Origin of the sequence: Limnohabitans sp. Hippo4 (assembly GCF_003063605.1) — a bacterium.
Taxonomy (GTDB): domain Bacteria; phylum Pseudomonadota; class Gammaproteobacteria; order Burkholderiales; family Burkholderiaceae_C; genus Limnohabitans_A.
In genome coordinates, this window is the sequence record NZ_NESE01000001.1 from 1 (window position 1) to 22,604 (window position 22,604).

The 22,604-nt window shown below is 52.7% G+C and carries 20 protein-coding genes, 1 tRNA gene and 1 riboswitch; of the genes, 6 read left to right on the forward strand and 15 right to left on the reverse strand.

The genetic code is table 11. The features are described 5' to 3' along the window. The first annotated feature begins 134 nt into the window (after positions 1 to 134). Positions 135 to 362 carry a hypothetical protein gene (locus tag B9Z46_RS15025; RefSeq protein ID WP_146179208.1) on the forward strand — a complete coding sequence of 76 codons (228 nt, stop codon included), beginning with the start codon at positions 135 to 137 and terminating at the stop codon, positions 360 to 362. A gap of 75 nt (positions 363 to 437) precedes the next feature. Further along, the gene (locus tag B9Z46_RS00005; protein WP_108254101.1) at positions 438 to 806 is read left to right on the forward strand and encodes a hypothetical protein; all 369 of its coding nucleotides are present in this window, start codon (positions 438 to 440) and stop codon (positions 804 to 806) included. Between the two features lie 20 nt (positions 807 to 826). Here the strand turns inward: B9Z46_RS00005 and B9Z46_RS00010 are convergent, their stop codons facing one another. The 12 genes from B9Z46_RS00010 to B9Z46_RS00065 form a co-directional block, all read right to left on the reverse strand. Beyond that, the gene (locus tag B9Z46_RS00010; protein ID WP_146179209.1) at positions 827 to 1,309 is read right to left on the reverse strand and encodes a hypothetical protein; all 483 of its coding nucleotides are present in this window, start codon (positions 1,307 to 1,309) and stop codon (positions 827 to 829) included. Between the two features lie 42 nt (positions 1,310 to 1,351). Then, entirely contained in the window at positions 1,352 to 2,737 is a 1,386-nt protein-coding gene (locus B9Z46_RS00015) for a hypothetical protein (RefSeq protein WP_108254103.1), read from the reverse strand. 114 nt (positions 2,738 to 2,851) lie between these two features. Beyond that, positions 2,852 to 2,927: transfer RNA gene (locus tag B9Z46_RS00020), tRNA-Asn, on the reverse strand. Positions 2,928 to 3,096: 169 nt separating this feature from the next. Beyond that, positions 3,097 to 3,360, reverse strand: coding sequence for a VF530 family DNA-binding protein (locus B9Z46_RS00025; protein ID WP_108254104.1), 264 nt, complete (start codon positions 3,358 to 3,360; stop codon positions 3,097 to 3,099). 19 nt (positions 3,361 to 3,379) lie between these two features. Next, positions 3,380 to 5,494, reverse strand: a complete 2,115-nt coding sequence (locus tag B9Z46_RS00030) for a TonB-dependent siderophore receptor (RefSeq protein ID WP_108254105.1) — start codon at positions 5,492 to 5,494, stop codon at positions 3,380 to 3,382. A gap of 71 nt (positions 5,495 to 5,565) precedes the next feature. Then, positions 5,566 to 5,666: riboswitch (TPP riboswitch) on the reverse strand. 34 nt (positions 5,667 to 5,700) lie between these two features. Next, positions 5,701 to 6,729 (reverse strand): NAD(P)/FAD-dependent oxidoreductase, encoded by a 1,029-nt coding sequence (locus B9Z46_RS00035; protein WP_233245859.1) that lies wholly within the window; start codon positions 6,727 to 6,729, stop codon positions 5,701 to 5,703. Then, complete coding sequence (fdxA, locus tag B9Z46_RS00040) at positions 6,726 to 7,055, reverse strand: ferredoxin FdxA (protein ID WP_055360865.1); 330 nt, start codon at positions 7,053 to 7,055, stop codon at positions 6,726 to 6,728. Before fdxA ends, B9Z46_RS00035 begins: the two co-directional genes overlap by 4 nt. A gap of 86 nt (positions 7,056 to 7,141) precedes the next feature. After that, the gene (locus tag B9Z46_RS00045) at positions 7,142 to 8,452 is read right to left on the reverse strand and encodes a sulfate adenylyltransferase subunit 1 (protein WP_108254107.1); all 1,311 of its coding nucleotides are present in this window, start codon (positions 8,450 to 8,452) and stop codon (positions 7,142 to 7,144) included. Continuing rightward, positions 8,452 to 9,396: a sulfate adenylyltransferase subunit CysD gene (gene cysD, locus B9Z46_RS00050; protein WP_108254108.1), complete on the reverse strand. Its 945-nt coding sequence runs from the start codon at positions 9,394 to 9,396 to the stop codon at positions 8,452 to 8,454. The genes B9Z46_RS00045 and cysD overlap by 1 nt, the downstream gene beginning before the upstream one ends. Before the next feature lie 16 nt (positions 9,397 to 9,412). Next, positions 9,413 to 10,174, reverse strand: a complete 762-nt coding sequence (locus B9Z46_RS00055; RefSeq protein ID WP_108254109.1) for a phosphoadenylyl-sulfate reductase — start codon at positions 10,172 to 10,174, stop codon at positions 9,413 to 9,415. Next, positions 10,171 to 10,551 carry a DUF934 domain-containing protein gene (locus B9Z46_RS00060; RefSeq protein WP_055360861.1) on the reverse strand — a complete coding sequence of 127 codons (381 nt, stop codon included), beginning with the start codon at positions 10,549 to 10,551 and terminating at the stop codon, positions 10,171 to 10,173. The genes B9Z46_RS00055 and B9Z46_RS00060 overlap by 4 nt, the downstream gene beginning before the upstream one ends. 17 nt (positions 10,552 to 10,568) lie before the next feature. Then, positions 10,569 to 12,350, reverse strand: coding sequence for a nitrite/sulfite reductase (locus B9Z46_RS00065; protein WP_108254110.1), 1,782 nt, complete (start codon positions 12,348 to 12,350; stop codon positions 10,569 to 10,571). A gap of 192 nt (positions 12,351 to 12,542) precedes the next feature. Here B9Z46_RS00065 and B9Z46_RS00070 point away from each other — a divergent pair, with 192 nt between their 5' ends. Then, the gene (locus tag B9Z46_RS00070) at positions 12,543 to 13,748 is read left to right on the forward strand and encodes an ABC transporter substrate-binding protein (protein ID WP_108254111.1); all 1,206 of its coding nucleotides are present in this window, start codon (positions 12,543 to 12,545) and stop codon (positions 13,746 to 13,748) included. Here the strand turns inward: B9Z46_RS00070 and mnmC are convergent, their stop codons facing one another. Beyond that, on the reverse strand, positions 13,749 to 15,233 hold the full coding sequence (mnmC, locus tag B9Z46_RS00075) for an FAD-dependent 5-carboxymethylaminomethyl-2-thiouridine(34) oxidoreductase MnmC (RefSeq protein WP_146179210.1): 1,485 nt from the start codon (positions 15,231 to 15,233) through the stop codon (positions 13,749 to 13,751). 256 nt (positions 15,234 to 15,489) lie between these two features. Beyond that, positions 15,490 to 15,765, reverse strand: coding sequence for an oxidative damage protection protein (locus tag B9Z46_RS00080; protein WP_055360857.1), 276 nt, complete (start codon positions 15,763 to 15,765; stop codon positions 15,490 to 15,492). A 117-nt stretch (positions 15,766 to 15,882) separates the two neighbouring features. Here B9Z46_RS00080 and B9Z46_RS00085 point away from each other — a divergent pair, with 117 nt between their 5' ends. After that, a complete protein-coding gene (locus B9Z46_RS00085; RefSeq protein ID WP_055360856.1) occupies positions 15,883 to 16,659 on the forward strand; it encodes a ferredoxin--NADP reductase in 777 nt (258 codons plus the stop codon). Positions 16,660 to 16,689: 30 nt separating this feature from the next. Continuing rightward, positions 16,690 to 17,241 (forward strand): disulfide bond formation protein B, encoded by a 552-nt coding sequence (locus tag B9Z46_RS00090; protein WP_108254786.1) that lies wholly within the window; start codon positions 16,690 to 16,692, stop codon positions 17,239 to 17,241. Between the two features lie 22 nt (positions 17,242 to 17,263). On the opposite strand, the gene argA is transcribed toward B9Z46_RS00090, so the two are convergent. Further along, positions 17,264 to 18,613, reverse strand: a complete 1,350-nt coding sequence (argA, locus tag B9Z46_RS00095; protein WP_055360854.1) for an amino-acid N-acetyltransferase — start codon at positions 18,611 to 18,613, stop codon at positions 17,264 to 17,266. Positions 18,614 to 18,776: 163 nt separating this feature from the next. On the opposite strand from argA, the gene hrpA reads away from it, so the two are divergent. Next, complete coding sequence (hrpA, locus tag B9Z46_RS00100) at positions 18,777 to 22,604, forward strand: ATP-dependent RNA helicase HrpA (RefSeq protein WP_233245919.1); 3,828 nt, start codon at positions 18,777 to 18,779, stop codon at positions 22,602 to 22,604.

Below are 22,604 nucleotides of genomic sequence, written 5' to 3' on the forward strand. Positions count from 1 at the left end.
TTGAGTACATTGAAGGCTTCTACAATCCAGTTCGACGTCACAAACATCTTGACCAACTCAGCCCCCTTGAGTTCGAGAGACGTCAAATTGCGCTATGAAGAGTGTCTACAAAATTGGGGGAATGCCAGTTTGCCATGTTTTTAGAGACCGCAGGTATTGCAGATGAGGCTGTAACTTATGGTCATAGACTTCCACCAGGCATCGATACAGTTGCAAAAGTTTTTCGACTATTTCCGCCAGTTAAAATTTACTGTGAAGAGCATTTTTTGAACGGCGGTGTTATTGGTGCACTCAAATACGGTGCCTCATATTCCCACGGTCATGAGGTCGTGGTACCTGCGTTGAAGTTAATCAACGAGTGAGTTGGTATCAGGATTGAATTTGAGTGAAGTTGAAGAAATGTGTGCATAAATATCTTATGCAAATGAGGTACAAACATGCAATTCAATTCTGATCTTTATTGGGCTTTGGCAGAGGTCTTTCCCAACATCACTGTGCGCTCACTAAGTAAAATGATGGGCAAGAGCGCAGGTTACTGGAGTAGCATAAATGCGCAGCAGCAATCCGTTGGCGCAAGTGCACTCGTCCATCTTCTGGACGCTTTGGAGTGTCAAAAGATCCTAGCACCTGAAGGCGGTGCTCGACGCCTACAGCTAGAGCAATTGAGTGTGATGATCACCCAAGAATTGATCTCACGCTTTAAAGCCCAAACCGGACTTGAGCCTCATGCTTTATCTGCTGCAAAATCAAAAGTTAGACTTGACAACTCAGGTGCCATGCCATTCTTGATGGCTAGTTATTACTAACGCCCACAATGTTTTGCTGATTATTTGCTTGCCAATAGTGCAAAAGAAAGTGCCTTTTCCAACTCAGACACAGCAGCAGCAGCGGCCATTTTGTTCTTGGGTGTTGCAAACTCTACGGCGACATTTTCTCCAGCCGTATTGGTGTGTACAGTGACCTTGCCAGCGGCGCCAGTAAACGTGAATGTATGTGTAACTCTTGGCAGGATCTCATAGGGTTCGCGCGCCATGCTCACATGCTGCCGACCAAGGTTTTGGACAGACTTGGGTAGATTCCACACAGCATCGAACTTGGCTTCGTTTTCCTTTATGGCCTGCTTGACCACTTCTACTGCGCCAGCACTACCCACCCGTGCGATTTCTGGAACTTCTGCGCTCAAGTCTTCTCCGCGTTCTAGTCGTGTGAGTAGACGGCGATAAAAACTCTGAGCCTGCTGACTTTCTTTCATGCCCGATATTGCCCGCTGCGCATGAGCGGTAAAGTAGTCGTGGATGTATTGAGTCATGCTGAGTATCTAGTCGTAGGTGGGCTAGGGCGCTGGTTGGGTTTATTGAGGTTGAGGTGTGTGAGATTTGAGGCGTTGCTCAAAATCTCTTACCAAGCCAGGGCTTTGCACGATCAGGGGTGTGGTCATCTCAGTGCCCAATTGCACCAGGCTCAGGATGTTGTGATTCACAGTCTGCGCTGCCATGATGGCCTTGATCTCTGCTGTCTCTGCACTACCGTCCGTAGACAGTGTGCCAGCAAACTGAGTGGCTTTCATCAGGGGTGTGAGGTGACTGTAGTGTTTACCAATCATCAGTACAGACGTGCCCATCTGTTGTGCCAAATCATGAATGGGGATCCCATCAAGCAGGCGTTGCGTAGCGTAATAGTGCCTCAGGCTGTAAAGGCTGCGTTCTTTGTCAGTGAAAGGGCAGTTCAGCAACTGCGTGTCTTCCAAGTACTGCCTAAATGGCTTGTTCCAGTTGTCCGGCTCAGTGCCATCAGCCAAACGGAACAGTTTCTTGGGGACTCGTTGACGCAGTACTTCTTCCAGAGGAATGTCTCTGAGGTCAGGACTGATCTGTCGCATGACTTCCAAAATGCGCCAGCAACTGTTGTGAGCTACGAAGTTGCGTGCTCCTAACTTGCCTTTTTGCAGGCGGATATGCAGGATGGGCTGTCCATCGCGTACTTCCACGTCAATGTGACGCCACTCAAGATTTTCTGACTCTGTGCCGGCTCGCATGCCCGTTGCAGCCAGGAAGGGCACATAGGCCTTGGCCAACACCTGCCGAATCATTCGGGTCTTATCCGTGCGCGAGTTCTCAATGAACTTGTCACCCTGAGACAGCAGCAGTTCCAGCTCTTCATGGCTGAACTCTGCACGGCGGTCACTTTCAACGCCGGTGTTCTTGGTGCTTGGACGGTTGTATTCGGTCAGGTATCCACGCTCGATGGCTTCATCCATCACAAGGTTGAAGGCGGAGTTGTGATTGTTTTGAGCGCTGCCCGACAGTTCGCGTCCCACTTTGATTTTGCGCCATGAATGAAACTCGCTGACAGTGGCTGGCTTGATACTGTCCACGTTGTAGTTGCCGTAGAAGGGTATCAAGTACAGGTTAATGGCTGACACATAGTCTTTGGCGATGGGACGGGCAGTGCCAGCTTGGATCTCTTCGTTCAGACGCCGCAGCACAACTTCCGCCACGGGCTTGAATTTTTTGCTGATGATTGGGCGACCTTCCTCATGATCGAAAGTGGCCTTCATCCACATGCGCTCTGCAAGTTGAATGGCTTTGTCTGCGTCAGTGGTCTGGACGCTTTTGCGAAACCATGTTTTAACGCCTTCTATCTTGTAATGAACTTGCCATTTGCGGCTGTTCTCGCGACGAACTATACGAATGAGTTCTGGCTTGACAACGATAGTTTGTAGGGCTGGTACGCGCATGTATGTATTTTAAGAGCGTCCAGAGTGGAAGGTCTACCGAATTTATGTGCAATATATGTGTAATTGACATAAAAAATAAAAACAAGCGCTAAGTGCTTGTTTTTATTGGGGTTCTGGCTCCTCGACCTGGGCTCGAACCAGGGACCTACGGATTAACAGTCCGGCGCTCTACCGACTGAGCTATCGAGGAATATTCGGTTTGTTAGCTTAAAAGTACACAGAAATTCAGAGTCTTTACGACTAAGAGCGACTGTGGCGTTTCGCTAAGCCTCGCATTGTAGCAAAAAATAATGCGAGTTTTCAAGGTGCAAAGGTTTTTTTCCGAAAGCGTTACAAATGATAGAGCGCTGAGGGACAGTTCATTGCGGTAGGCCTTCCTGGCGCCGTTTCTCACGAAGCATGAACAAATAAAGTCCTTCCACCTTTTCTCTTGCCCAAGGTGTTTTCCTTAAAAACTTTAAGCTGGAATTGACGCTTGGGTCATGCGTAAAGCATCTGATGGGAATCTGATGCCCAAGCTCTTCCCAGCCAAAGTACGCTTCAAGTTCGCGAACAATTGCCTCTAATGTCACACCGTGCAGTGGATTTCGAGGTTGATCATTCATACCCTTTGAAGCGTTCATGCATTCATTTTCGCTCAAATCAGAAGAGCGTTCTAACTGTCAGGCGCAAGTTTCTGGGTGCACCCGCATACAGGTAGTAATGGCCAAACTGCTTAGGTGACTCTCGCCAATAAGCGCGGTTTGTCACATTCTCCAAAGCCAGTGTCCAATCTGCATCTTGACCCGCCACCTTGGTGCTGTAATGAGCCGCCAAATCAGCTGTGGTCCAAGCTGGTAAGGTCATGACGCCGCCTTCCATCAAGTCGCGCTGGCCTTCATGGCTCAAGCGGACGGAGGTACGAAGACCTGGTATGTGGGCCCAGCGGTATTCGGCGGCAGCACGCACCACCAAGGAGGGCACGTTCAAAGGACGCTGACCGTTTTGGCTGGGGTCGATTACTGCATCCGCACGTTTGGCATTCAGCCATGTAGCGGCGGTGTCTAATTTCCATTGGGTGCTGCGATAGCCCATGCCCAATTCCACGCCTTTGTGTGCGGCCACACCATCCAATTTGCGTGTGCAAGAGTTGGCTTCCTCGCAAAGGCCTTGATCGCCCCACACAGGTCTTGTGATGTCAAACAAAGCGGCGTTCCAAAGCCATGCACCTTGTGCACCTTTGAAGCCCAATTCTTTTTGGGTGCTCTTAGCCGAGGGAAGTGCCACCCCCGCGTTGGTGTAACGGCTGCGGTTGGGTGTAACTTGTGCCTCTACGCCTTGGCCATAGCTTGCATAGCTTGTGGTGTTGAAAGGCAACTTGTGGCTAAAGGCTAACCAAGGCGTGGTGATGGTGCGATCGTCGTGCGTTGCGCGACTGCCATCTGTGCGCTGGCTGTCGCGTTGAATGTGACTAGCGCGCAAGCCAAGCCACAGGTCTGCAAACTGATTCACATGAATGCGGTCTTTGGCGCTGATCTCGGTTGAGTATTCTTGGCGGTTGGTGTTCAGGTCATAGGGCTCCGGTGCTGCTGCACTGTCGCTGACACCCGACAAGCTGCCGGTGCCGGCCCAGTTGTAGGCTTGCATGGGTGAGAGCTTGTCAATTTGACGCTGACGCAACCAAGAAAAACTCACGTCGTGTTGCAAACCAGCCAGCTGCACTTGGCCTGTCAATTCTGTTTGCAGAGCATCGTTGATGCGGCGTTCGTTCTCGCTGCGGTAGTCGTACAGGTCAAATGTTTTGTCGCTGCAAAAACGATCGTAATTGCCTTCTGCATAGCAGCCATAAGCGTAGCTGAGGCGGTCGTCTGTTTTCAAGCGCTGTGCGCCCACTTGGGTGGTCCACAACCAACCATTTTCAAGTTTCTGCTTCAGGCGCATGCTGCCTGTCAGCCCATCGAATACGCCAGGTACAGACCAGCTTTGTTTGGAGAAATTGTTTTGTCCGTAAACAGGCGAGGGCAATGTGTTGCCTGTGATGCTGGCGGCATTCACGCCCATTTGTTGACGGTTGCTGCTTTCAACTTCCCATTCAAGTCGGGTGTTGCTGCTGATACGCCAATCCATGGCCAAGGCCAAAAGTTGACGGTGACCTTTTGCGTTTTGAACATACGGGTTAAGGTCCTCGTAGGCTGCATTCACGCGATAGCCCAAAGCATTGTTGTCGCCAAATCGACCGCCTAAGTCCAAGGCAACAGAACTGTTGTTGCCATTGCCGTAACTGACTGTGAGACTTCTGCTGCCCGTTTCAGCGGCGTTGGGTGGACGCTTGACTACATAGTTGGCCAAACCACCCGGGGCACTGGTTCCCGCTTGAATGCCGCTGGTGCCTTTGAAGAGTTCGATGCGCTCTTTGTTGTCCATGGGGATCATGGTTTCAGCGCTGATTGGCAAGCCTTCGCGGCGGTAGTTGTAGCGGTTGTCCAAGGTGAAACCGCGCACGCTCAAAATGTCCCAATAAGCTGGCGAGTTGTAGCTGTCAGTGACGGAGGAATCCAAACGCAGTGCGTCTGAAATTCTTTGCGCACCCAAATCTCGCAGCGTAGCGTTGTCGATATTGGTGGCGCTGAACGGTGCTTCGCGCAGGCTGAGGTTTTCAAAGCCACTGACTTGTTGAGCGGCGGGGCTGGTTACCAAGACGGTGTTGTTTTGGGCGATGGCAGAGGCACTGGCAAGCAGCAGTGCGTGGCAAGTCAATTTTGGCAAATGGTGTGCCATTGCGTTTTCCTTCAACGAAATGGCAGGTCGGCTGGATCATTCAACGAATGTTGGCAATTGAGTGATTGCCTCGTTGTTTAGACAAGCTTCCCTGCGCGAGGATTACCTCAATCAGGTTCAAAGGGACTTTCTCAGTCTTGGCTGGTCAGCCAAAACACCCCTAGCGGATGTGGCAACAAACAAGGTTTGTTGCCACGGGTTGGATTCTACGACACGCCCAAGAGTTTGTGCAGGTGTGTGGACGTTGTGGTGTATTGAAGCAGGGTTTTTTGGTCTGGACGCAACAGAGCTGAGGCTCCAAAAGCGGCCAAAGTGGCCTCATGAAAGCCGCACAAAATCAGTTTCTTTTTACCGGGGTAGGTATTGATGTCGCCTATCGCAAAGATGCCGCGCGCTTCAGTGGCATAGGTCTCTGTATTGACCGGAAGTTGTTTGCGTTCCATGGCCAAGCCCCAATCGCTTAGAGGGCCCAGTTTGGGTGAGATACCCAGGCACAAAAGCAAAGCGTTGGCAGGCAATACCTCAGTGTCCCCTTGGGCATTCAGAATCTCAAGTCCTGTTAACTGATCATTGGCTTGAATGAGGCCCGACGGTTGGCCGGCTACAAATCGCATCGTTTTGTTGGCGCAGGCTTGACGCATGTCTTCAATGGCTTGATGCGCTGCCTGAAATTGGTCACGTCTGTGGACCAACGTGACGCTGGCTGCTGCATCAGTGCCTTCACGCCAATGTGCGCAAGCCTCTAGCGCCGCATCGTTGTCGCCTAGCACGATCAAGTGCTGGCCTTTGAAAGACGATGGGCTGGGGGCTGAGTGAAAAATTTGCTTGCCCAAAAGTTCGTCAAAGCCTGGCAAGTTGAGGCCGCGTTTGACGAAGGCGCCTACGCCGGCTGCAATGAACACGGTGGCTGCTTTGAACTGGGTGCCTTTGTCTGTTTGCACATGCCACTGACCGTCTTCAGTGGCTTTCAGATCACTGACCAATTCTTGAAGATGAAACTGCGGTGCAAAGGGTTTGACTTGCTGTTGCAGTTGGTCAATCAGCTCTTGACCCGTGCAAAGTGCAATGCCAGGAATGTCGTAGATGGGTTTGTTGGCGTAAAGTTTTACGCATTGCCCACCCACTTGGGGCAGAGCATCCACCACGTGGCAGCGGATGTCTTGAAGCCCTAGCTGAAACGCTTGGAACAGACCCACCGGGCCCGCCCCAATGATCAAGGCTTCGGTTTGAATCAACGTTGCAACTCGCTCAGTTTGCCTGTCTTGTCTTTCCAGTCGTCGGCATCAGGCATGGGCGCTTTGCGCTTGGTGATGCTTTTCCAAGTGGGCAACAAGGCCAACTCGGCGTTGAGCTTGGTCATGTGAACTTGGTCGGCGGGCAGGTCTTCTTCTGCATAGATGGCATTGACGGGGCATTCGGGAATGCACACGGCGCAGTCGATGCACTCGTCGGGGTCAATGGTCAAAAAGTTGGGGCCTTCGCGGAAGCAGTCGACTGGGCAGACATCCACGCAGTCGGTGTATTTGCAACGGATACAGGATTCGGAAACAACGTGGGTCATGTCAGTTTGAAGTGGCTAGAGCGTTAAAGAGCTCCATGGTCTTAGAGCCCGAAAATGGGGATTTTAAGGTACTTAAGGGCTTTGTCTCAATTCACCAACACTGCGCCTGAGGTCTTATGGCTGGCCGTATCGACCAAAATGAGGGCGCCCAAGATGCGAGACTTGGCAAATGGCAGGGTGATCAGGGGTTCTTGGAAGGCCAAAGTCACGTGGCCCACAGAATTTGCTGGCAATTCGGAGGCTTCTTCCTTAGCCAAGGTGTTGATGTTCAGCCGGTGCACCACGCGCTGAACCTTGGCCTTGACCCAGCGGTGCCCATGCAAAGCCCAATACAGACGACCTGCCACCAAGGGCTCGTCGTCCATCCAAGCAATGGTTGCATCAATTTGACGCTGAGCTTCTAGGCCAGCGTCTGCGGCCACAATCCAGTCGCCACGCGACACATCCACTTCGCGGTCTAGCACCAAGCCAGCACTTTGGCCCGTGACCTTGGACTTTTCTTGACGAGTGGCCGACAGCACCTGCGCCACGGTGGCTGTTTGACCACTTGGAAAGACTTTGACACTTTGACCCACGCTCAAAGTGCCCGTGGCCACACGGCCCCAGAAAACGCGGCGGCCTTGGTGCGTGACATTGGAGTCGTGGAATTTTTCAACCCATTGAACGGGGAAGCTCAAGGCCACATCGGCCTCAGCAGGCGTGCTGGGCAGTGTTTCCAAAATTTGCAGCAAACTAGGCCCAGCGTACCCACACCAATTGTCCTGCTTGTCCACCACGTTCCAGCCCTTGAGTGCAGAAACGGGAACCCAAGCTTTGACGTTGATGCCGGCTTCGGTGGCAAATTTGGCCAAGGCGCCTTGAATGTTTTGATAAGCCAAGGTGGCATCTTCAACGGCATCCAGCTTGTTGATGGCAAACACCACAGAGGGCACGCGGAGCAACTTCAAAAGCAGGCTGTGGCGTCGTGTTTGAGGCAACAGGGTGAGTTGAGCGTCGTGCCAATCGAGTTTGGTGGCATCGACCAACACCACGGCTGCATCGGCACTGGATGCCGCTGTCACCATGTTGCGGGTGTATTGCTCATGGCCTGGCGCATCGCCAATGATGAACTTGCGCGTTTCGGTACTGAAGTAACGGTAGGCCACATCAATGGTGATGCCTTGTTCGCGTTCGGCAGACAAACCATCGGTGAGCAAGGCCAAGTCTGTTTCGCCCTGGCGTTGAACACCGGCCAAGTGGTCTTGCAGCACGGCTTTCGTATCGACCAACAAGCGGCCAATGAGGGTGCTCTTGCCGTCGTCCACCGATCCGCACGTGATGAATTTCAAGGCGTTGGCATTGGGCGCGAAAAGGGGGGCTGCGTTGATCGCAGCGTCTAAGTTAGCAGTCGTGGTCATTAGAAATATCCGTCTTTTTTGCGTTTTTCCATGGAGGCGTCGGAGGTCTTGTCGTCCATGCGCGTGGCGCCGCGTTCGCTTACTTCGGCGGCCAATGTTTCAATCACAATTTCTTCTGGCGTGGCTGCGGTGCTTTCCACAGGGCAAGTGCAGGTGATGTCGCCCACGGTGCGAAAGCGCACGTCGCGCACTTCGATTTGCTCGCCATCTTTGGGCGGCGTGAGTTCTGTGACGGGCACTAGCAAACCGCGGCGGTCGACCACTTCGCGTTTGTGCGAGTAGTAGATGGACGGCAGAGCAATGTTCTCGCGGGCAATGTATTGCCATACATCGAGTTCAGTCCAGTTGGAAATGGGGAACACGCGGAAGTGCTCACCAGGTTGTAATTTGGTGTTGAACAAGGACCACAACTCGGGGCGCTGTGATTTGGGTTGCCATTGGCCAAAGCTGTCGCGGTGACTGAAGATGCGTTCTTTGGCGCGGGCTTTTTCTTCGTCGCGACGTGCACCGCCAATGAGGGCGTCAAACTTAAACTCCTCAATGGCTTCGAGCAAGGTGACCGATTGGTGCACGTTGCGTGATTCGCCAGGGTGTGCCAATCGCACGGTGCCACGCTTCATGGAGTCTTCAACGCTGCGCACAATCAGTTCAGCGCCCAGTTCATTGGCGCGAAAATCGCGGAAGTCTGTCACTTCTTTGAAGTTGTGGCCGGTGTCGATCATCAGCAAAGGGTAAGGAATGCGGCCGCCCTTTTGTTTGTCGACAAAAGCTTTTTCGGCACATTTGAGCATCACCAAAGAGTCTTTGCCGCCAGAGAACAACAGGGTGGGGCGTTCAAAAGCTGCAGCCACTTCGCGCAGGATGAAGATGGTTTCTTCTTCCAAAGCGTCAAGATGGGCATTGCTCAGGTGATGGAGCAGTTCGGGTTGCGTGCGTGCGTTCATGGTCTTCTTCAATGCATTATTTCTTGGCGTGCAAGCCACACTCTTTGGCAGCTTCGTCTTCCCACCACCAGCGTCCTGCGCGAAATTCTTCGCCTAAGCTGATAGCGCGCGTGCAGGGTGCGCAGCCGATGCTGGGGAAAAATTGATCGTGCAAGGGGTTGTAGTCCACTTGGTGGACGTCGATGTAATGCCAGACATCACCCCAAGTCCAATTGGCCAAAGGGTTGAGTTTGATCTGGCCTTTTGTGGCTTCATCTGCACGGTCAATCAACGGCACCTCTGCGCGGTTGTTGGATTGCTCACGACGCAAACCTGTAACCCACGCGCGCTGGCCTTTCAGTGCCTCGGCCAAAGGTTCGAGCTTGCGCACCTGGCAGCAGGCTTTGCGAAGTTCCAAACTTTCGTACATGGCGTCTTGGCCATGGGTTCTGACGAATGCAATGACTTTTTCAGTTGAAGGACGATAGACCTTAACGGGTGCGACCGAGTGTGCTTGTGTCCGTTCAAGCAAGGCCAATGTTTCGCGGTGCAACGCGCCTGTTTCCAAAACAAACACAGGAATGTTCAATGCGTTCTGATTGATCAGGTGCGTGATGACCACGTCTTCTGCACCCAAGCTGGAAGCTTGCGTCACCGGGCTGAATTCTGAAACAGCTTGTTTCAGCAACGCCAAAGTTTCTGTGACTTTGTCTTTAAAGTCGGCACTGGCCTTGGCATTCAAGGCGATGGCGTTGGGTGCCTTGGCGGCGTTGCCTGCGCTGATGGAGGATGTCGTCATGCTGCTGCTTTTGCAAACAAAGGCTGCGTTTCGACCGCGGAACCTTGGTAGAACGCGGGAAAGCGATCGAATTGACGTTGTGCTGCACTCGCATCCAAACCTTGGCGCAAAACAGCAACATCAAAACCCGTGCGGGCCATGGCTACCAATTGGTCAATGAGCACATCGCCAGTGGCGCGAATTTCACCTTGAAAACCCAGTCGGCGGCGAAGCAAAAAGGCTTGGCTGTAGGCTCGGCCATCCGTGAATTTGGGAAAATTCAAATCGATGCGTTTCACGCCATCTAGAGATACGGTGCGCGGATCGACATCATTTGCCAAGCTGATGGTGCTGCTGTCGAGACCCGTTGAGTGATCGTTGAAAGACAAAATTTTCATGACATTCAATCCGTTGTTCAGGCGAGCTCGGGCTCAGGATGACGCGCTGCATTGGCCACTTGCTTGAAAGGATCTTGGCCCACACGGCGCAAGGTTTCAATGAAGTGCTCGGCACGACCCTTCGCTTCTTGCGATGGCAAACGCAATTCGAGGTACTTGTTAAGGACGGCTTCAATCACGCCAGGCACTTCGGCTGCAGAGAATGAAGGGCCTACCACTTTGCCAGGACCGGCTGCGCCAGACAGATTGGACCCATCAGATCCACCCAAGGTCACTTGGTACCATTCCTTGCCATCTTTATCCACACCCAAGATGCCAATGTGGCCGCTGTGGTGGTGACCGCATGAATTGATGCAACCGCTGATGTGCAGGTCGATAGGTCCCAAGTCGTCCAACTCGTCCAAGTCTTGGTAGCGTTCTGAGATGGCTGCTGCAACAGGGATGGCTCGTGCATTGGCCAACGCGCAATAGTCACCGCCTGGGCAAGCAATCATGTCATTGAGCAAGCCAATGTTGGGGCTGGCCAAGCCCAAAGATTTGGCTTCTTGCCAAAGGTCAAACAATTGGTTTTCAGGCACCCAAGGCAGCACCAAGTTTTGAGAGTGCGTCACACGTGCTTCGCCTCGCGAGTATTTGGCCACCAATTGTGCTGACGCTTCAAGTTGCTCAGCTGTGGCATCACCAGGTGCCAAGCCCAAACGTTTAAAGGAAAGCGTCACTGCACGAAGAGATGGATTTTTGTGCGCCACCACGTTTTGATGGACCCAACGTTGGAACGCGGGATCTTCTGAATTGCTCTTAACAGCGGAATCGCTGCTGGCAGGAGCTGGCGGCTCGACAAAGCAAGCTGCAACGCGATCGAACTCGGCTTGCGTGATGGTGTGGGGGCCACCGTCTTTGTGAACGACGTCGTTGAACTCTGCTTCAACTTCATCGATGTAGCGCTGGCCTTCGGCTTTCACCAAAATTTTGATACGCGCTTTGTACAAGTTATCGCGTCGACCCCAGCGGTTGTAGACGCGAACAACCGCTTCGAGGTAGTTCATGATTTGTTGCCATGGCAGAAACTCGCGAACCAAGGTGCCGATGATGGGCGTTCTGCCCATGCCACCGCCCACCCAAACTTTGAAGCCAATTTCACCGGCAGCGTTTTTAACCAGTTGCAAGCCCACATCGTGCCAGCCAATGGCGGCGCGATCTTCCGTAGCGCCAGTGATGGCGATTTTGAATTTGCGTGGCAGAAAGGCAAACTCAGGATGCAGCGTGCTCCATTGACGCAAAATTTCTGCGTAAGGTCGTGGGTCCACCACTTCATCGACAGCAACGCCTGCCAATTCATCGGTGGTGATGTTCCGGATGCAATTGCCACTGGTTTGAATGCCATGCATGTCGACCGTGGCCAAGAGGTCCATCACATCGGCTGATTTGTCCAAGGGTATCCAATTGAACTGGACGTTTTGGCGTGTCGTGAAGTGACCATAGCCTTTGATCAGGCGAGGCGACTTGCCTGGCAACAAATCCTGTTGCGCTTGGGCTTTCGCAAAAAGTTCTGCATTGGGTTGGTCGTACTCTTTGGCAATTTGGGCCAAAACGCTCAGTTGTTTGCTTGAGATTTCGCCGTAAGGCACCGCTACGCGAAGCATGGGGGCGTAGCGCTGCACGTACCAGCCGTTTTGAAGACGGAGGGGGCGAAATTCGTCGTCGGCCAATTGGCCTTTTTGCCAACGCTCAAGCTGATCTCGGTGCTGTGCCGCGCGAAGTTTCACAAACTGGCGGTCAAATTCTGTGTATTGGTACATCTGAGGTAAGGGGGAATGCGGTCATTGCCGATTAAGTTGGGGACTTTAATGGCTCTTTATGACTAGACAAACTATTTATTCGTTTTACATATATGCTTATTGATCATAAGAGCTTGACCGTAAGGATTAAATTGTCTCCAAAGTGACTGGTTTTTAGCTTGCTGATACAGTTCCTTTTTTCAGGAGATAGGCATGAAGTCTTGGGCTCAGGTGGGAGTTGGCTTGGTTTATGTTTGGGCTGCGATGTCAGCAGGCGCGCAGACCCCCATTCGCATTGGCGAAATCAACAGTTATTCCGCAATGCCTCAATTCACCCAACCCTACAAACAGGGCTGGCAGCTGGCTGTCGAAGAAATCAATGTCGCCGGTGGCTTGTTAGGCCGCAAGGTTGAGGTGATTGCGCGCGATGACGCTGGCAAGCCAGAAGACGCCTTGCGCCATGCGATTGAATTGACAAGTCAAGAAAAAGTCGATGTATTGGCTGGTGGCTTTTTGTCCAATGTAGGTTTGGCTTTGGCTGACCATGCTGCCAAAAACAAACGTTTGTTTGTGGCCAGTGAACCTTTGACGGATGCCTTGGTCTGGGACAAAGGCAATCGATACACCTTCCGTTTACGCCCCAGCACTTACATGCAGTCTGCCATGTTGGTGGAAGAAGCAGCGAAGTTGCCCGCCAAACGTTGGGCGACGTTGGCCCCCAATTATGAATACGGCCAAAGTGCAGTTGCCAGTTTCAAAGAGCTCTTGAAAGCCAAGCGGCCTGATGTGGAATTCGTGGGTGAACAGTGGCCTGTGCTTGGGAAGATTGATGCGGGAAGCAGCTTGAGCGCACTGATGCAAAGCAAGCCGGATGCTATTTTCAATGTGACTTTTGGTGCCGACCTCGCCAAGCTGGTCCGCGAAGGCAATCAGCGTGGAATTTTTCCAAAAGTACCCGTGGTGTCCTTGCTGTCAGGTGAACCCGAGTATTTGGAAGTCTTGAAGGACGAAACGCCCAAGGGTTGGATTGTGACGGGCTATCCATGGGACCAGATTGACGCCAAAGAACATGCCGCATTCGCAGCCAACTACTACCGCAAATTCAAAGAAAACCCCAAAGTAGGTTCCGTGGTGGGCTATGCCACCATGCAAGCCATCTTTGCCGCCATTAAAAAGGCAGGCAGCACAGACAATGAAAAGTTGGTGCTGGCCATGCGGGGTTTGAAATTCAGCACACCTTTTGGCCCTGCAGAATTTCGCGCCATTGACCAACAGTCCACCATGGGTGCTTTTGTGGGCAAGTTGGAACTTCGCGGCAATCAGGGCAGCATGACGCAATGGCGATATGCCGATGGTAAAAACTACCAACCCACAGACGCGTACGTGAAGTCACGCCGACCTGCAGCAGCGCAGCAGTAATTAACCGAATCGCGAAGCGGCCATCAGCTTCGCCAGGGAAGCGGCCATAGGCAAGGGCTCGTGATTTAAATGCGCGGCCAACAGTTCTCCGCACAGCACAGACCAGCTGATGCCTCGGGCACCCATGCCGGTACAGACTTGCAAGCCCTTGAAGTCAGGGTGCTCAAATTCTCCAACGGCTGGGACTCGATCTGGTAGGGCAGATCGTATGCCGGCCCATGATCGGGTTTTAGAAAGCTCAATGCCTTGTTGGATTTCATCTGACAAGGCTGGCATCAGTTCTGCCCATTGTTGTATGTTGCTGAGCAGATCTTCATGTCGAGACGTGACGTCAAAATCATTGCGTTGAAAACTAGAGCCCACAATCCAATAGTCTTCTGCAGCTGTGCCTAGGCTTTGCAAAGTTTTGAGTTGGCTAATGTAACTGCCATGACCGTTGACCGGAAATGAGGGCAGTTTTTCCCGGAGTGTTGGCGGCAGCATGGCCATGCTGCCCAATGTGACTTGGCCCCGTAAGGCAGTGGCTGGCAGGTGAGGGCGCTTGTTGAAATTTCCGTGTGCAGTGCATTGCACTGTGTCCAGCAAAGCTTGGCACTGATGTGCATTGGCCAACACCATGTGCTTGGAGTTGGCCAAGCATTGGCCATGTGCATCGAGCGCTTGCCATTCAGAATCGATGCGTTGAAGTTGGGCCACATTGCAGCGACCTCGCCAGCTGATATTGGGATGGGACAGCTGCGCTTTGACAAACGCGGGTGTCTGAATCCAACCCGCCATGGCATGCCACAACGCGTCAGAATTTTCTTGCAACCCGCCAGCTAATTTTTGGAATGTTTCCGCCTCGGTGCTCCATTCGTGTCCCGCTTGAGGCCACAATGCCCCACTGGGCAATTGACGCTTGCCAGCATATCGGTGTTCAAGCAATTCAGACACTTGCCATTGTGTCCCTTCCAATCGCAATTGTTTTGCGCGATGCACTGTGGCGCGCACGCCATCGCGCGTTATTCGAGACAGCACGTTGTTGTCGGGAGATACGTGCGTAGCAAAGATGCCTGCAGGCAAGCCTGAAGCGCCTGCACCTAAGTTCTCGCCTTGGTCCAAGACCTCCACAGTCCAACCTCGGCTGGCCAAACTGTACGCCACGGCGGCACCTGACAAACCGGAACCGATGACCACAGCATGCCTGTTGGCAGCATCATCTTGCAGATGCGTCAGTGGCGAGAAACTTGGGCGCAATGACGTTTTGGGTGTCCATTGCGGTTGGTATACGCCGCTTTGAGGTGGGTCATTGATTTGGATGCCAAGCTGCTGCAAGTCCTTCACCATGGATTTTGTTGTTGGTGACCAGGCCAAGGCGGTGCCACGCTTGCACAGTCGCGCAATGCTTCTGGCACCCCATTCTTCAAGCGAGTCGGTATAAAAACTGTCTGCGGCAATGTCTATTTCACGCGCAACGAATGGCACTGTGCCTATGCACAATGTCAATTGGACTTTGTTGTTTTCCAGCGCAATGCGGTGAACTCCTGGTAACAAGCCAAAGAGGTGGCCTGCTATGAGTGGTTCAAAGTGGGATGGCGATTCATTTGCAAAGGCTGTGAAGAACAGCGTTGCAGGTGCATTGGCATCTTGCTGCCATGCTTGAAGGGTGTGGAGAAAGGATTCTCCACGTCCAAATGAAGTTTCAATTGCGTGCCAGGTGGTTTGCCACGCGGGTCGGTGTTGCCAATGACTCGCGTGAAAATTAGGCGCTGGGGGGTGGGACATAACCTTGGGCAGCGTCTGCACCTGTGCCAAAGAAATGGTTTTCCATTTGGCGAGCCAAATATTGACGCGCACGAGCGTCGGCCAAGTTCAGACGGTTTTCGTTGACCAACATGGTTTGGTGCTTGAGCCAAGCGGCCCATGCCTCTTTGCTGACACTTTCCCAAATGCGTTTGCCCAGTTCACCAGGGTAGGGAGGGAAGTCCAAACCTTCGGCTTCTTGTTCTAATTTGATGCATTTAACAGTACGCGCCATGATGTTCCTTGATGAAGCTTAAGATTGCTTGTCTATACAGATATAAAATTATTGTATTTCCAATACATGCGAATCAGGCCGAAAATAGCCTGTTTTGTTTTAATTCCCCTAGGTTTTATGAGTGCATTTTTAGAAGAAAAAGTCCTGAGTGTTCATCACTGGACTGATCGCTTGTTCAGCTTTACCACAACGCGTGACCAAGCGCTGCGCTTTTCAAACGGGCATTTCACCATGATTGGTTTGCGCGGCGACAACGGCAAACCTCTTTTGCGTGCTTACAGCATTGCCAGTGCCAATTACGAAGAACACTTGGAATTCTTGAGCATCAAAGTACAAGATGGCCCCTTAACCTCCAAGCTGCAACACATTCAAGTAGGCGACACGATTGTGGTGGGCCGCAAGCCCACAGGAACTTTGCTGATCGACTACCTCACACCGGCCAAACGTCTTTACCTGATTGGGACGGGCACGGGCTTAGCGCCTTTCATGAGCATCATTCGCGACCCAGATACCTACGAACGTTTTGAACAAGTGGTCTTGTTGCACGGGGTGCGTGAAGTGAAAGAGTTGGCGTACCACGACTACATCACCAAAGAGTTGCCTCAAAACGAATTTTTGGGCGAGATGGTCAGCAAGCAATTGCTGTATTACCCCACCGTCACCCGTGAGCCCTTCATTCACCAAGGTCGCGTGACAGATTTGCTCGAGAACGGCAAGATCAGCGCCGACCTGGGAATTCCTGCGCTGAATCCAGAAGAAGATCGCGTCATGATTTGCGGTAGCCCCGAGATGTTGCGTGACCTCAAAGCCTTGTGCGAAAAACGTGGCTTTGTTGAGGGCAACACCAGTACGCCGGCACAGTTTGTCATTGAACGTGCATTTGTCGAGAGCTGATCATTCAAAGCCTTGACTTCGAAAGACAACATGCCCATTACGCTTGAAGCATTGAAACAATTGCCCGCCCGCGCTTGGTTGGCCATTGTGGCGCTGGGTTGCACTTGTGTGCTCTCGTTTGGTATTTTTTACTTGCAAAATTTTTTAGGCATGGTGCCTTGTCCGATGTGCATCGTTCAGCGATACGCCATGATCGGTGTCATTGCGCTGTGTGTTGTCGGTGCACTGGGTGGCTCGGTCTTGCGAACCCTGTTGTCAACCTGGCTGGTTTTGTTTGCGGCAGGTTTTGGTGCATTTGTTGCAGCCCGTCAAACTTGGTTGCAATGGTATCCACCCGAAGTTGTTTCATGTGGCCGTGACTTCTACGGCATGATCGAGAACTTTCCTTTGCAGCGCCTTGTGCCCATGATCTTCAAAGGCAGTGGCGACTGCACCAAAGTCGATTGGACCTTCTTGGGAGGCTCCATTGCCAACTGGTCCTTCGTCGCGTTTGTCTGCATCGCGTTGTTGATGTTGGCCATTCGCTGGCGAGATGGTTGGTTCAAAACGACCGATACACATTCCAGCCCATTGGCTGATTGATGCTGCGTTGGCCTTCGGCCACTTAGCTCAGCTTTTTCATCAGCACTTGGCTGCGACGATCCCAGTTGTATTTGCGCTTACGAGCCTCTGGCAACCAGTCCGGGTCCATCTGGACAAAACCGCGTTTGATGAACCAGTGCATGGTGCGCGTGGTGAGCACAAAAATGCTTTGAAGGCCCATGGCCCGGGCACGCTGCTCAATGCGTTTCAAAATCTTTTCGCCATCCCCCTGGCCTTGTGATTGAGGTGAAACGGTGAGCGCTGCCATCTCGGCAGTTTTAGCTTCAGGGTAGGGGTACAGGGCAGCGCAGGCAAAGATCACGCCATCGTGTTCAATGATGGTGTAGTGATCCACATCGCGCTCAATCTCTGTGCGATCGCGTTTGACAAGGGTGCCATCGTTTTCAAAGGGCTCGATCAATTGCAAGATGCCGCCTACATCGTCGTGTGTGGCTTCGCGCAGCTCTTCCAGTTTTTCATCAATCACCATGGTGCCAATGCCATCGTGCACATAAATTTCCAGCAGCAGCGCGCCGTCCACAGCAAAGGGCAAGATGTGGCTGCGTTCCACGCCTTCTTTGCAGGCTTTGACGCAATGCTGCAAGTAGAAGGCATGGTCGGTTGGTAGCAAAGCTGCAGGCAATTCATTGAGCCACTTTTCGGCAGTGGCCAATGGCAACTCCGTATCGATGGGATTGTCTTCAGACTCAGGGGCTTCTGGGTTGATGCGCAGACCCGGAATTTCAGTCAAGAAAATAAGTTTGTCGGCTTGCATTTCGATGGCCACACTAGTGGCCACTTCTTCCATGGACAAGTTGAAAGCTTCCCCGGTGGGTGAAAAACCAAAGGGTGAGAGCAGCACCATGGCACCCATGTCCAGGGTTTGGGTAATGCCCGCCACATCAACTTTGCGGACCAAACCCGAATGTTTGAAATCGACCCCGTCCACAATGCCCACGGGTCGCGCAGTTAGAAAGTTGCCGCTGATGACGCGCACCGTTGAGCCTGCCATGGGCGTGTTGGGCAAGCCTTGGCTGAAGGCCGCTTCAATTTCGTAGCGCAGCTGGCCAGCAGCTTCTTGTGCGCAATCCAAGGCCACTTCGTCTGTGATCCGGATACCATGGGAATACTTGGGCTCATGGCCTTTGGCCAGCAACTGGTCGTTGACTTGCGGTCTGAAACCGTGAACCAACACAATTTTGACGCCCATGCTTTGAATCAAGGCCAAGTCTTGAGCCAAGTTTTGCAATTTGCCAGCGGCAATGGCTTCACCCGCGATGCCCACCACAAAGGTTTTTCCGCGGTGCATGTGAATGTAGGGCGCCACCGAGCGAAACCACGGTACGAAGGTGAAGTTAAAGACAGTGGACATGGGCTAGTGGTTCTCTTGAAAGGGGGCCAAGACAGCGGATAATTCAGGCCTTACGCCATCCCTGATTTTTACAGAAGTTTTGCCATTGTCCGCCACCCCCTTGAAAATCGAGTTTCCTGAGTCTTTGCCAGTGTCGGCAAAGCGCGACGAAATTGCGCAGGCCATGGCGGATCACCAGGTCATCATCGTCTGTGGCGAGACCGGATCAGGCAAAACCACCCAACTCCCCAAGATTGCCCTGGCTCTGGGCCGCGGCAAGCTCAATGCTGCCCCCGGCCAACGTGCAAAGTGGATTGGCCATACCCAACCCAGGCGAATTGCCGCCAGCAGTGTGGCCAAGCGCATTGCAGAGGAGTTGAAAACGCCCTTGGGCGATGTGGTGGGTTACAAGGTGCGGTTTCAAGACCGCTTGTCCAAGGATGCTTCAGTCAAATTGATGACCGACGGCATTTTGTTGGCCGAGACGCAAAACGACCCGTTGCTCGAAGCCTACGACACAATCATCATCGATGAAGCGCACGAACGCAGCCTGAACATTGATTTCTTGTTGGGCTACTTGCGCCAGATCTTGCCCCGTCGTCCCGACTTGAAAGTGGTCGTGACGTCGGCCACCATCGACGCAGATCGTTTTGCGCAGCACTTTGCTTCCAGCAAAGGTCCTGCCCCGGTCATCATGGTGTCGGGACGCACTTTCCCGGTTGAAATGCGGTGGCGTCCCTTTGAGGAATCGCGTGACCGCGATTTGAACGATGCCATTGCCGAGTCGGTGGATGAACTTTGGACCGGCCATGCTGCTGGCGACATTTTGGTATTTTTGCCAGGCGAGCGTGAGATTCGCGAGGCCAATGACCATCTTCGAAAGCATTTGTCGCACAGCGCTGTGACGCGTGGGGCAGAAGTCTTGCCTTTGTTTGCGCGTTTGTCTCAATCTGACCAAGAGCGCGTGTTTGAAAGTCACAACGGGCGCCGTATCGTATTGGCCACCAACGTGGCCGAAACATCTTTGACGGTGCCTGGCATTCGTTATGTGATCGATGTCGGCACTGCACGTGTCAAGCGGTACAGCCTGCGCAGCAAGGTGGAGCAATTGATGGTGGAGCCCATCAGCCAAGCGGCGGCCAATCAGCGCGCTGGCCGTTGCGGCCGTGTGGCCAATGGCATTTGCATCCGTTTGTACGACGAGAAAGATTTCAACAGTAGGCCACGTTTTACCGATCCGGAAATTTTGCGCTCCTCGTTGGCAGGCGTTATTTTGCGCATGAAGTCTTTGCACTTGGGTGTCGTGGACGATTTCCCTTTCATTGAAGCGCCGTCCAAGCGCGCCATTACCGATGGGTATCAGTTGCTGGCCGAGCTTGGCGCCGTGAACGATGCCAATGAGTTAACCCGCACAGGCGTAGAGTTGGCGAAGCTGCCACTAGACCCACGCGTTGGCCGCATGATCTTGGAAGCGCGTGACCGACAGGCTTTGGACGAAGTGTTGATCATTGCCAGTGCCTTGTCGGTGCAAGATGTGCGCGACAGACCCATGGATGCGCAAGCACAGGCCGATCAGGCGCATGTGAAGTTTGACGACGAAAAGAGTGAATTCACAGGCTATTTGAAATTATGGAAGTGGTTATCCGAGGCGCGTGGCGGCAAGTCCGCTGCAGGCTCTGAGCACAAGCTGAGCAATCGTCAATATGAACAACTCTTGCGTCAAAACTTTGTGAACGTTCGCAGAGTTCGTGAATGGCGCGATACGCATACGCAATTGCACACGACGGTTGCTGAGCATCGATGGGTCCTGAATGCCAAACCTGCGAGCTATGAACAAATCCACTTGTCGATGTTGGCGGGTTTGCTTGGCAATGTGGGCTGCAAGCTGGACGATGAAGACGTTTACTTGGGCGCACGTGGCATCAAGTTTTATCGTCACCCAGGTGCGCACTTGTCTAAAAAGCCTGGACGCTGGACGGTGGTCTCTGAATTGGTGGAGACCACACGCTTGTTTGGTCGTGGCATTGCCAACATTGAACCTACTTGGCTTGAGCAAGTGGGAGGTCATTTGCTGCGCAAGCAACTCTTAGATCCGCACTGGGAAAAGAAGTCTGGCGAGGTAATTGCACTAGAGCGGGCCACGCTTTATGGCCTGGTGGTGTACAGCGGTCGACGCGTGCCCTTTGGCAAAGTGGACCCTCAAACAGCACGTGAAATTTTCATTCGCGAGGCCTTGGTGCAAGGGCAGTGGGAAACACAACTGCCGTTCTTGGCGGCCAATCACAAGATGATTGCCAAGGTCGAAGAGTTAGAGCACAAGTCGAGACGCCAAGACGTTTTGGTGGACGATGAGCTGATTTATGCTTTTTACGATCAGCAAATTCCAGCCGATGTGTGTTCGGGGCGTTTGCTTGAAGCTTGGTATCGCAACGAAGTGAAGCGCCAACCTAAGTTGTTGGTGCTTAGCCGTGAAGAGTTGATGCGTCATGAGGCAGCAGGCATTACCACACAGGCTTTTCCCAAAACGATTCGCCTCGGTGGCACGGACTGCAATGCCACCTATCTGCACGAGCCGGGTGATGCGCGCGATGGCGTGACGGTGACCGTGCCTTTGTTTGTGCTGAACCAAGTGAGCGAAGAGCGTTGCGAATGGTTGGTGCCCGGTTTACTCAAAGACAAAATTCACGCATTGCTGAAAAGCTTGCCGCAAAAACCACGCTCTAGGTTTGTACCTTTGCCCGAGTCGGCCTCGAAGTTGGCTGAGGTATTGGGTGCTCCCGATGTTTTTGGCGCAGGCTCTTTAACCGACGCTTTATTGAAGAAGGTACGCGACATCACCAGTTTGGATGTGAAGCGCGCTGACTTTAAGCTGGACATGCTCAGCCCGCACTTGTTCATGAACTTGCGTGTGATCGATGAGCATGGCCGCCAATTGGGCATGGGGCGCAACTTGGGAGCGCTCAAGGCCGATTGGGGATCTCAAGCGCGAGGCGCATTTCAGGCACTGGCGCAGCTCAAGGTGCAACCCAGTGCGGGCCCAGTGGCAACTTCTCAGTCGGGTGCTGACAATGCGCAACAGCGTGCTTTGGGCGCGCCTGGTGCAGCTACTAAGGTCGCTGCTGCTGCTTCAACGAATCCATCCCAAAAGACACCTGCTGTCTCGCAGCAACGCTATACCGCTTGGTCTTTTGGTGACTTGCCTGAACTCATGGAGATCAACAAAGGCGGTCAAAGTCTGATTGGCTTTCCGGCATTGGTGGACTTGAACGATGCAGTGCAAATTGAAGTCTTTGACGAACCCGAGGTGGCAGCGCAAAAACACCGAGAAGGCTTGCGCCGTTTATTCGCATTGCAAATTAAAGATGCTTTGAAGTATTTGGAAAAAAACGTTCCTGATCTGCAAAAGATGGCCGTGGCCTTCATGCCTTTGGGCACGGCCGATGAATTGCGTCAACAAATCATTGAAGTTGCTTTGGACCGTGCATTTCTCATGGATCCTTTGCCTGCAGATGAATTCAGCTTCAAGAAACGCATTGAAGAAGGAAGAGGGCGCCTGACCCTGATTGCGAATGAAGTGGCGCGCTTGACCGGCATCATCTTGCTTGAATTTGCGGCTGCCACTCGCAAAATCAAAGATACCAAGAATGCACCCGACGCCACAGCCGATTGTTCGCAGCAATTGCAACGCCTGATGCCCAAACGTTTCATGGCACTCACACCGTGGACGCAACTGCAGCACTATGCCCGTTATCTAAAAGCCATCGTGTTGCGCTTGGACAAATATCGCGCTGATCCTGCGCGCGATGCAGCGAAGTTGTTGGAACTCAAGCCGCAAGAACAACGCTATTGGCGCTTGGTCGCCGAACGCAAAGGTGCTGTCGATGACCGAATGCTGGAATTTCGGTGGTTATTGGAAGAGTTGCGGGTGAGTTTCTTTGCGCAAGAGCTTCGCACACCTCAACCGGTCAGTGTGAAGCGCCTTGACAAAGCTTGGGCACAGTTGAACCACTGA

Excerpts from the sequence above, each read along its gene's own strand:
- B9Z46_RS15025 (WP_146179208.1), top strand. The coding sequence starts at position 135 with ATGTTTTTAGAGACCGCAGGTATTGCAGATGAGGCTGTAACTTATGGT.
- B9Z46_RS00005 (WP_108254101.1), top strand. The coding sequence starts at position 438 with ATGCAATTCAATTCTGATCTTTATTGGGCTTTGGCAGAGGTCTTTCCC.
- B9Z46_RS00010 (WP_146179209.1), bottom strand. The coding sequence starts at position 1,309 with ATGACTCAATACATCCACGACTACTTTACCGCTCATGCGCAGCGGGCA.
- B9Z46_RS00015 (WP_108254103.1), bottom strand. The coding sequence starts at position 2,737 with ATGCGCGTACCAGCCCTACAAACTATCGTTGTCAAGCCAGAACTCATT.
- B9Z46_RS00025 (WP_108254104.1), bottom strand. The coding sequence starts at position 3,360 with ATGAACGCTTCAAAGGGTATGAATGATCAACCTCGAAATCCACTGCAC.
- B9Z46_RS00030 (WP_108254105.1), bottom strand. The coding sequence starts at position 5,494 with ATGGCACACCATTTGCCAAAATTGACTTGCCACGCACTGCTGCTTGCC.
- fdxA (WP_055360865.1), bottom strand. The coding sequence starts at position 7,055 with ATGACCCACGTTGTTTCCGAATCCTGTATCCGTTGCAAATACACCGAC.
- B9Z46_RS00045 (WP_108254107.1), bottom strand. The coding sequence starts at position 8,452 with ATGACCACGACTGCTAACTTAGACGCTGCGATCAACGCAGCCCCCCTT.
- cysD (WP_108254108.1), bottom strand. The coding sequence starts at position 9,396 with ATGAACGCACGCACGCAACCCGAACTGCTCCATCACCTGAGCAATGCC.
- B9Z46_RS00055 (WP_108254109.1), bottom strand. The coding sequence starts at position 10,174 with ATGACGACATCCTCCATCAGCGCAGGCAACGCCGCCAAGGCACCCAAC.
- B9Z46_RS00060 (WP_055360861.1), bottom strand. The coding sequence starts at position 10,551 with ATGAAAATTTTGTCTTTCAACGATCACTCAACGGGTCTCGACAGCAGC.
- B9Z46_RS00065 (WP_108254110.1), bottom strand. The coding sequence starts at position 12,350 with ATGTACCAATACACAGAATTTGACCGCCAGTTTGTGAAACTTCGCGCG.
- B9Z46_RS00070 (WP_108254111.1), top strand. The coding sequence starts at position 12,543 with ATGAAGTCTTGGGCTCAGGTGGGAGTTGGCTTGGTTTATGTTTGGGCT.
- B9Z46_RS00080 (WP_055360857.1), bottom strand. The coding sequence starts at position 15,765 with ATGGCGCGTACTGTTAAATGCATCAAATTAGAACAAGAAGCCGAAGGT.
- B9Z46_RS00085 (WP_055360856.1), top strand. The coding sequence starts at position 15,883 with ATGAGTGCATTTTTAGAAGAAAAAGTCCTGAGTGTTCATCACTGGACT.
- B9Z46_RS00090 (WP_108254786.1), top strand. The coding sequence starts at position 16,690 with ATGCCCATTACGCTTGAAGCATTGAAACAATTGCCCGCCCGCGCTTGG.
- argA (WP_055360854.1), bottom strand. The coding sequence starts at position 18,613 with ATGTCCACTGTCTTTAACTTCACCTTCGTACCGTGGTTTCGCTCGGTG.
- hrpA (WP_233245919.1), top strand. The coding sequence starts at position 18,777 with ATGGCGGATCACCAGGTCATCATCGTCTGTGGCGAGACCGGATCAGGC.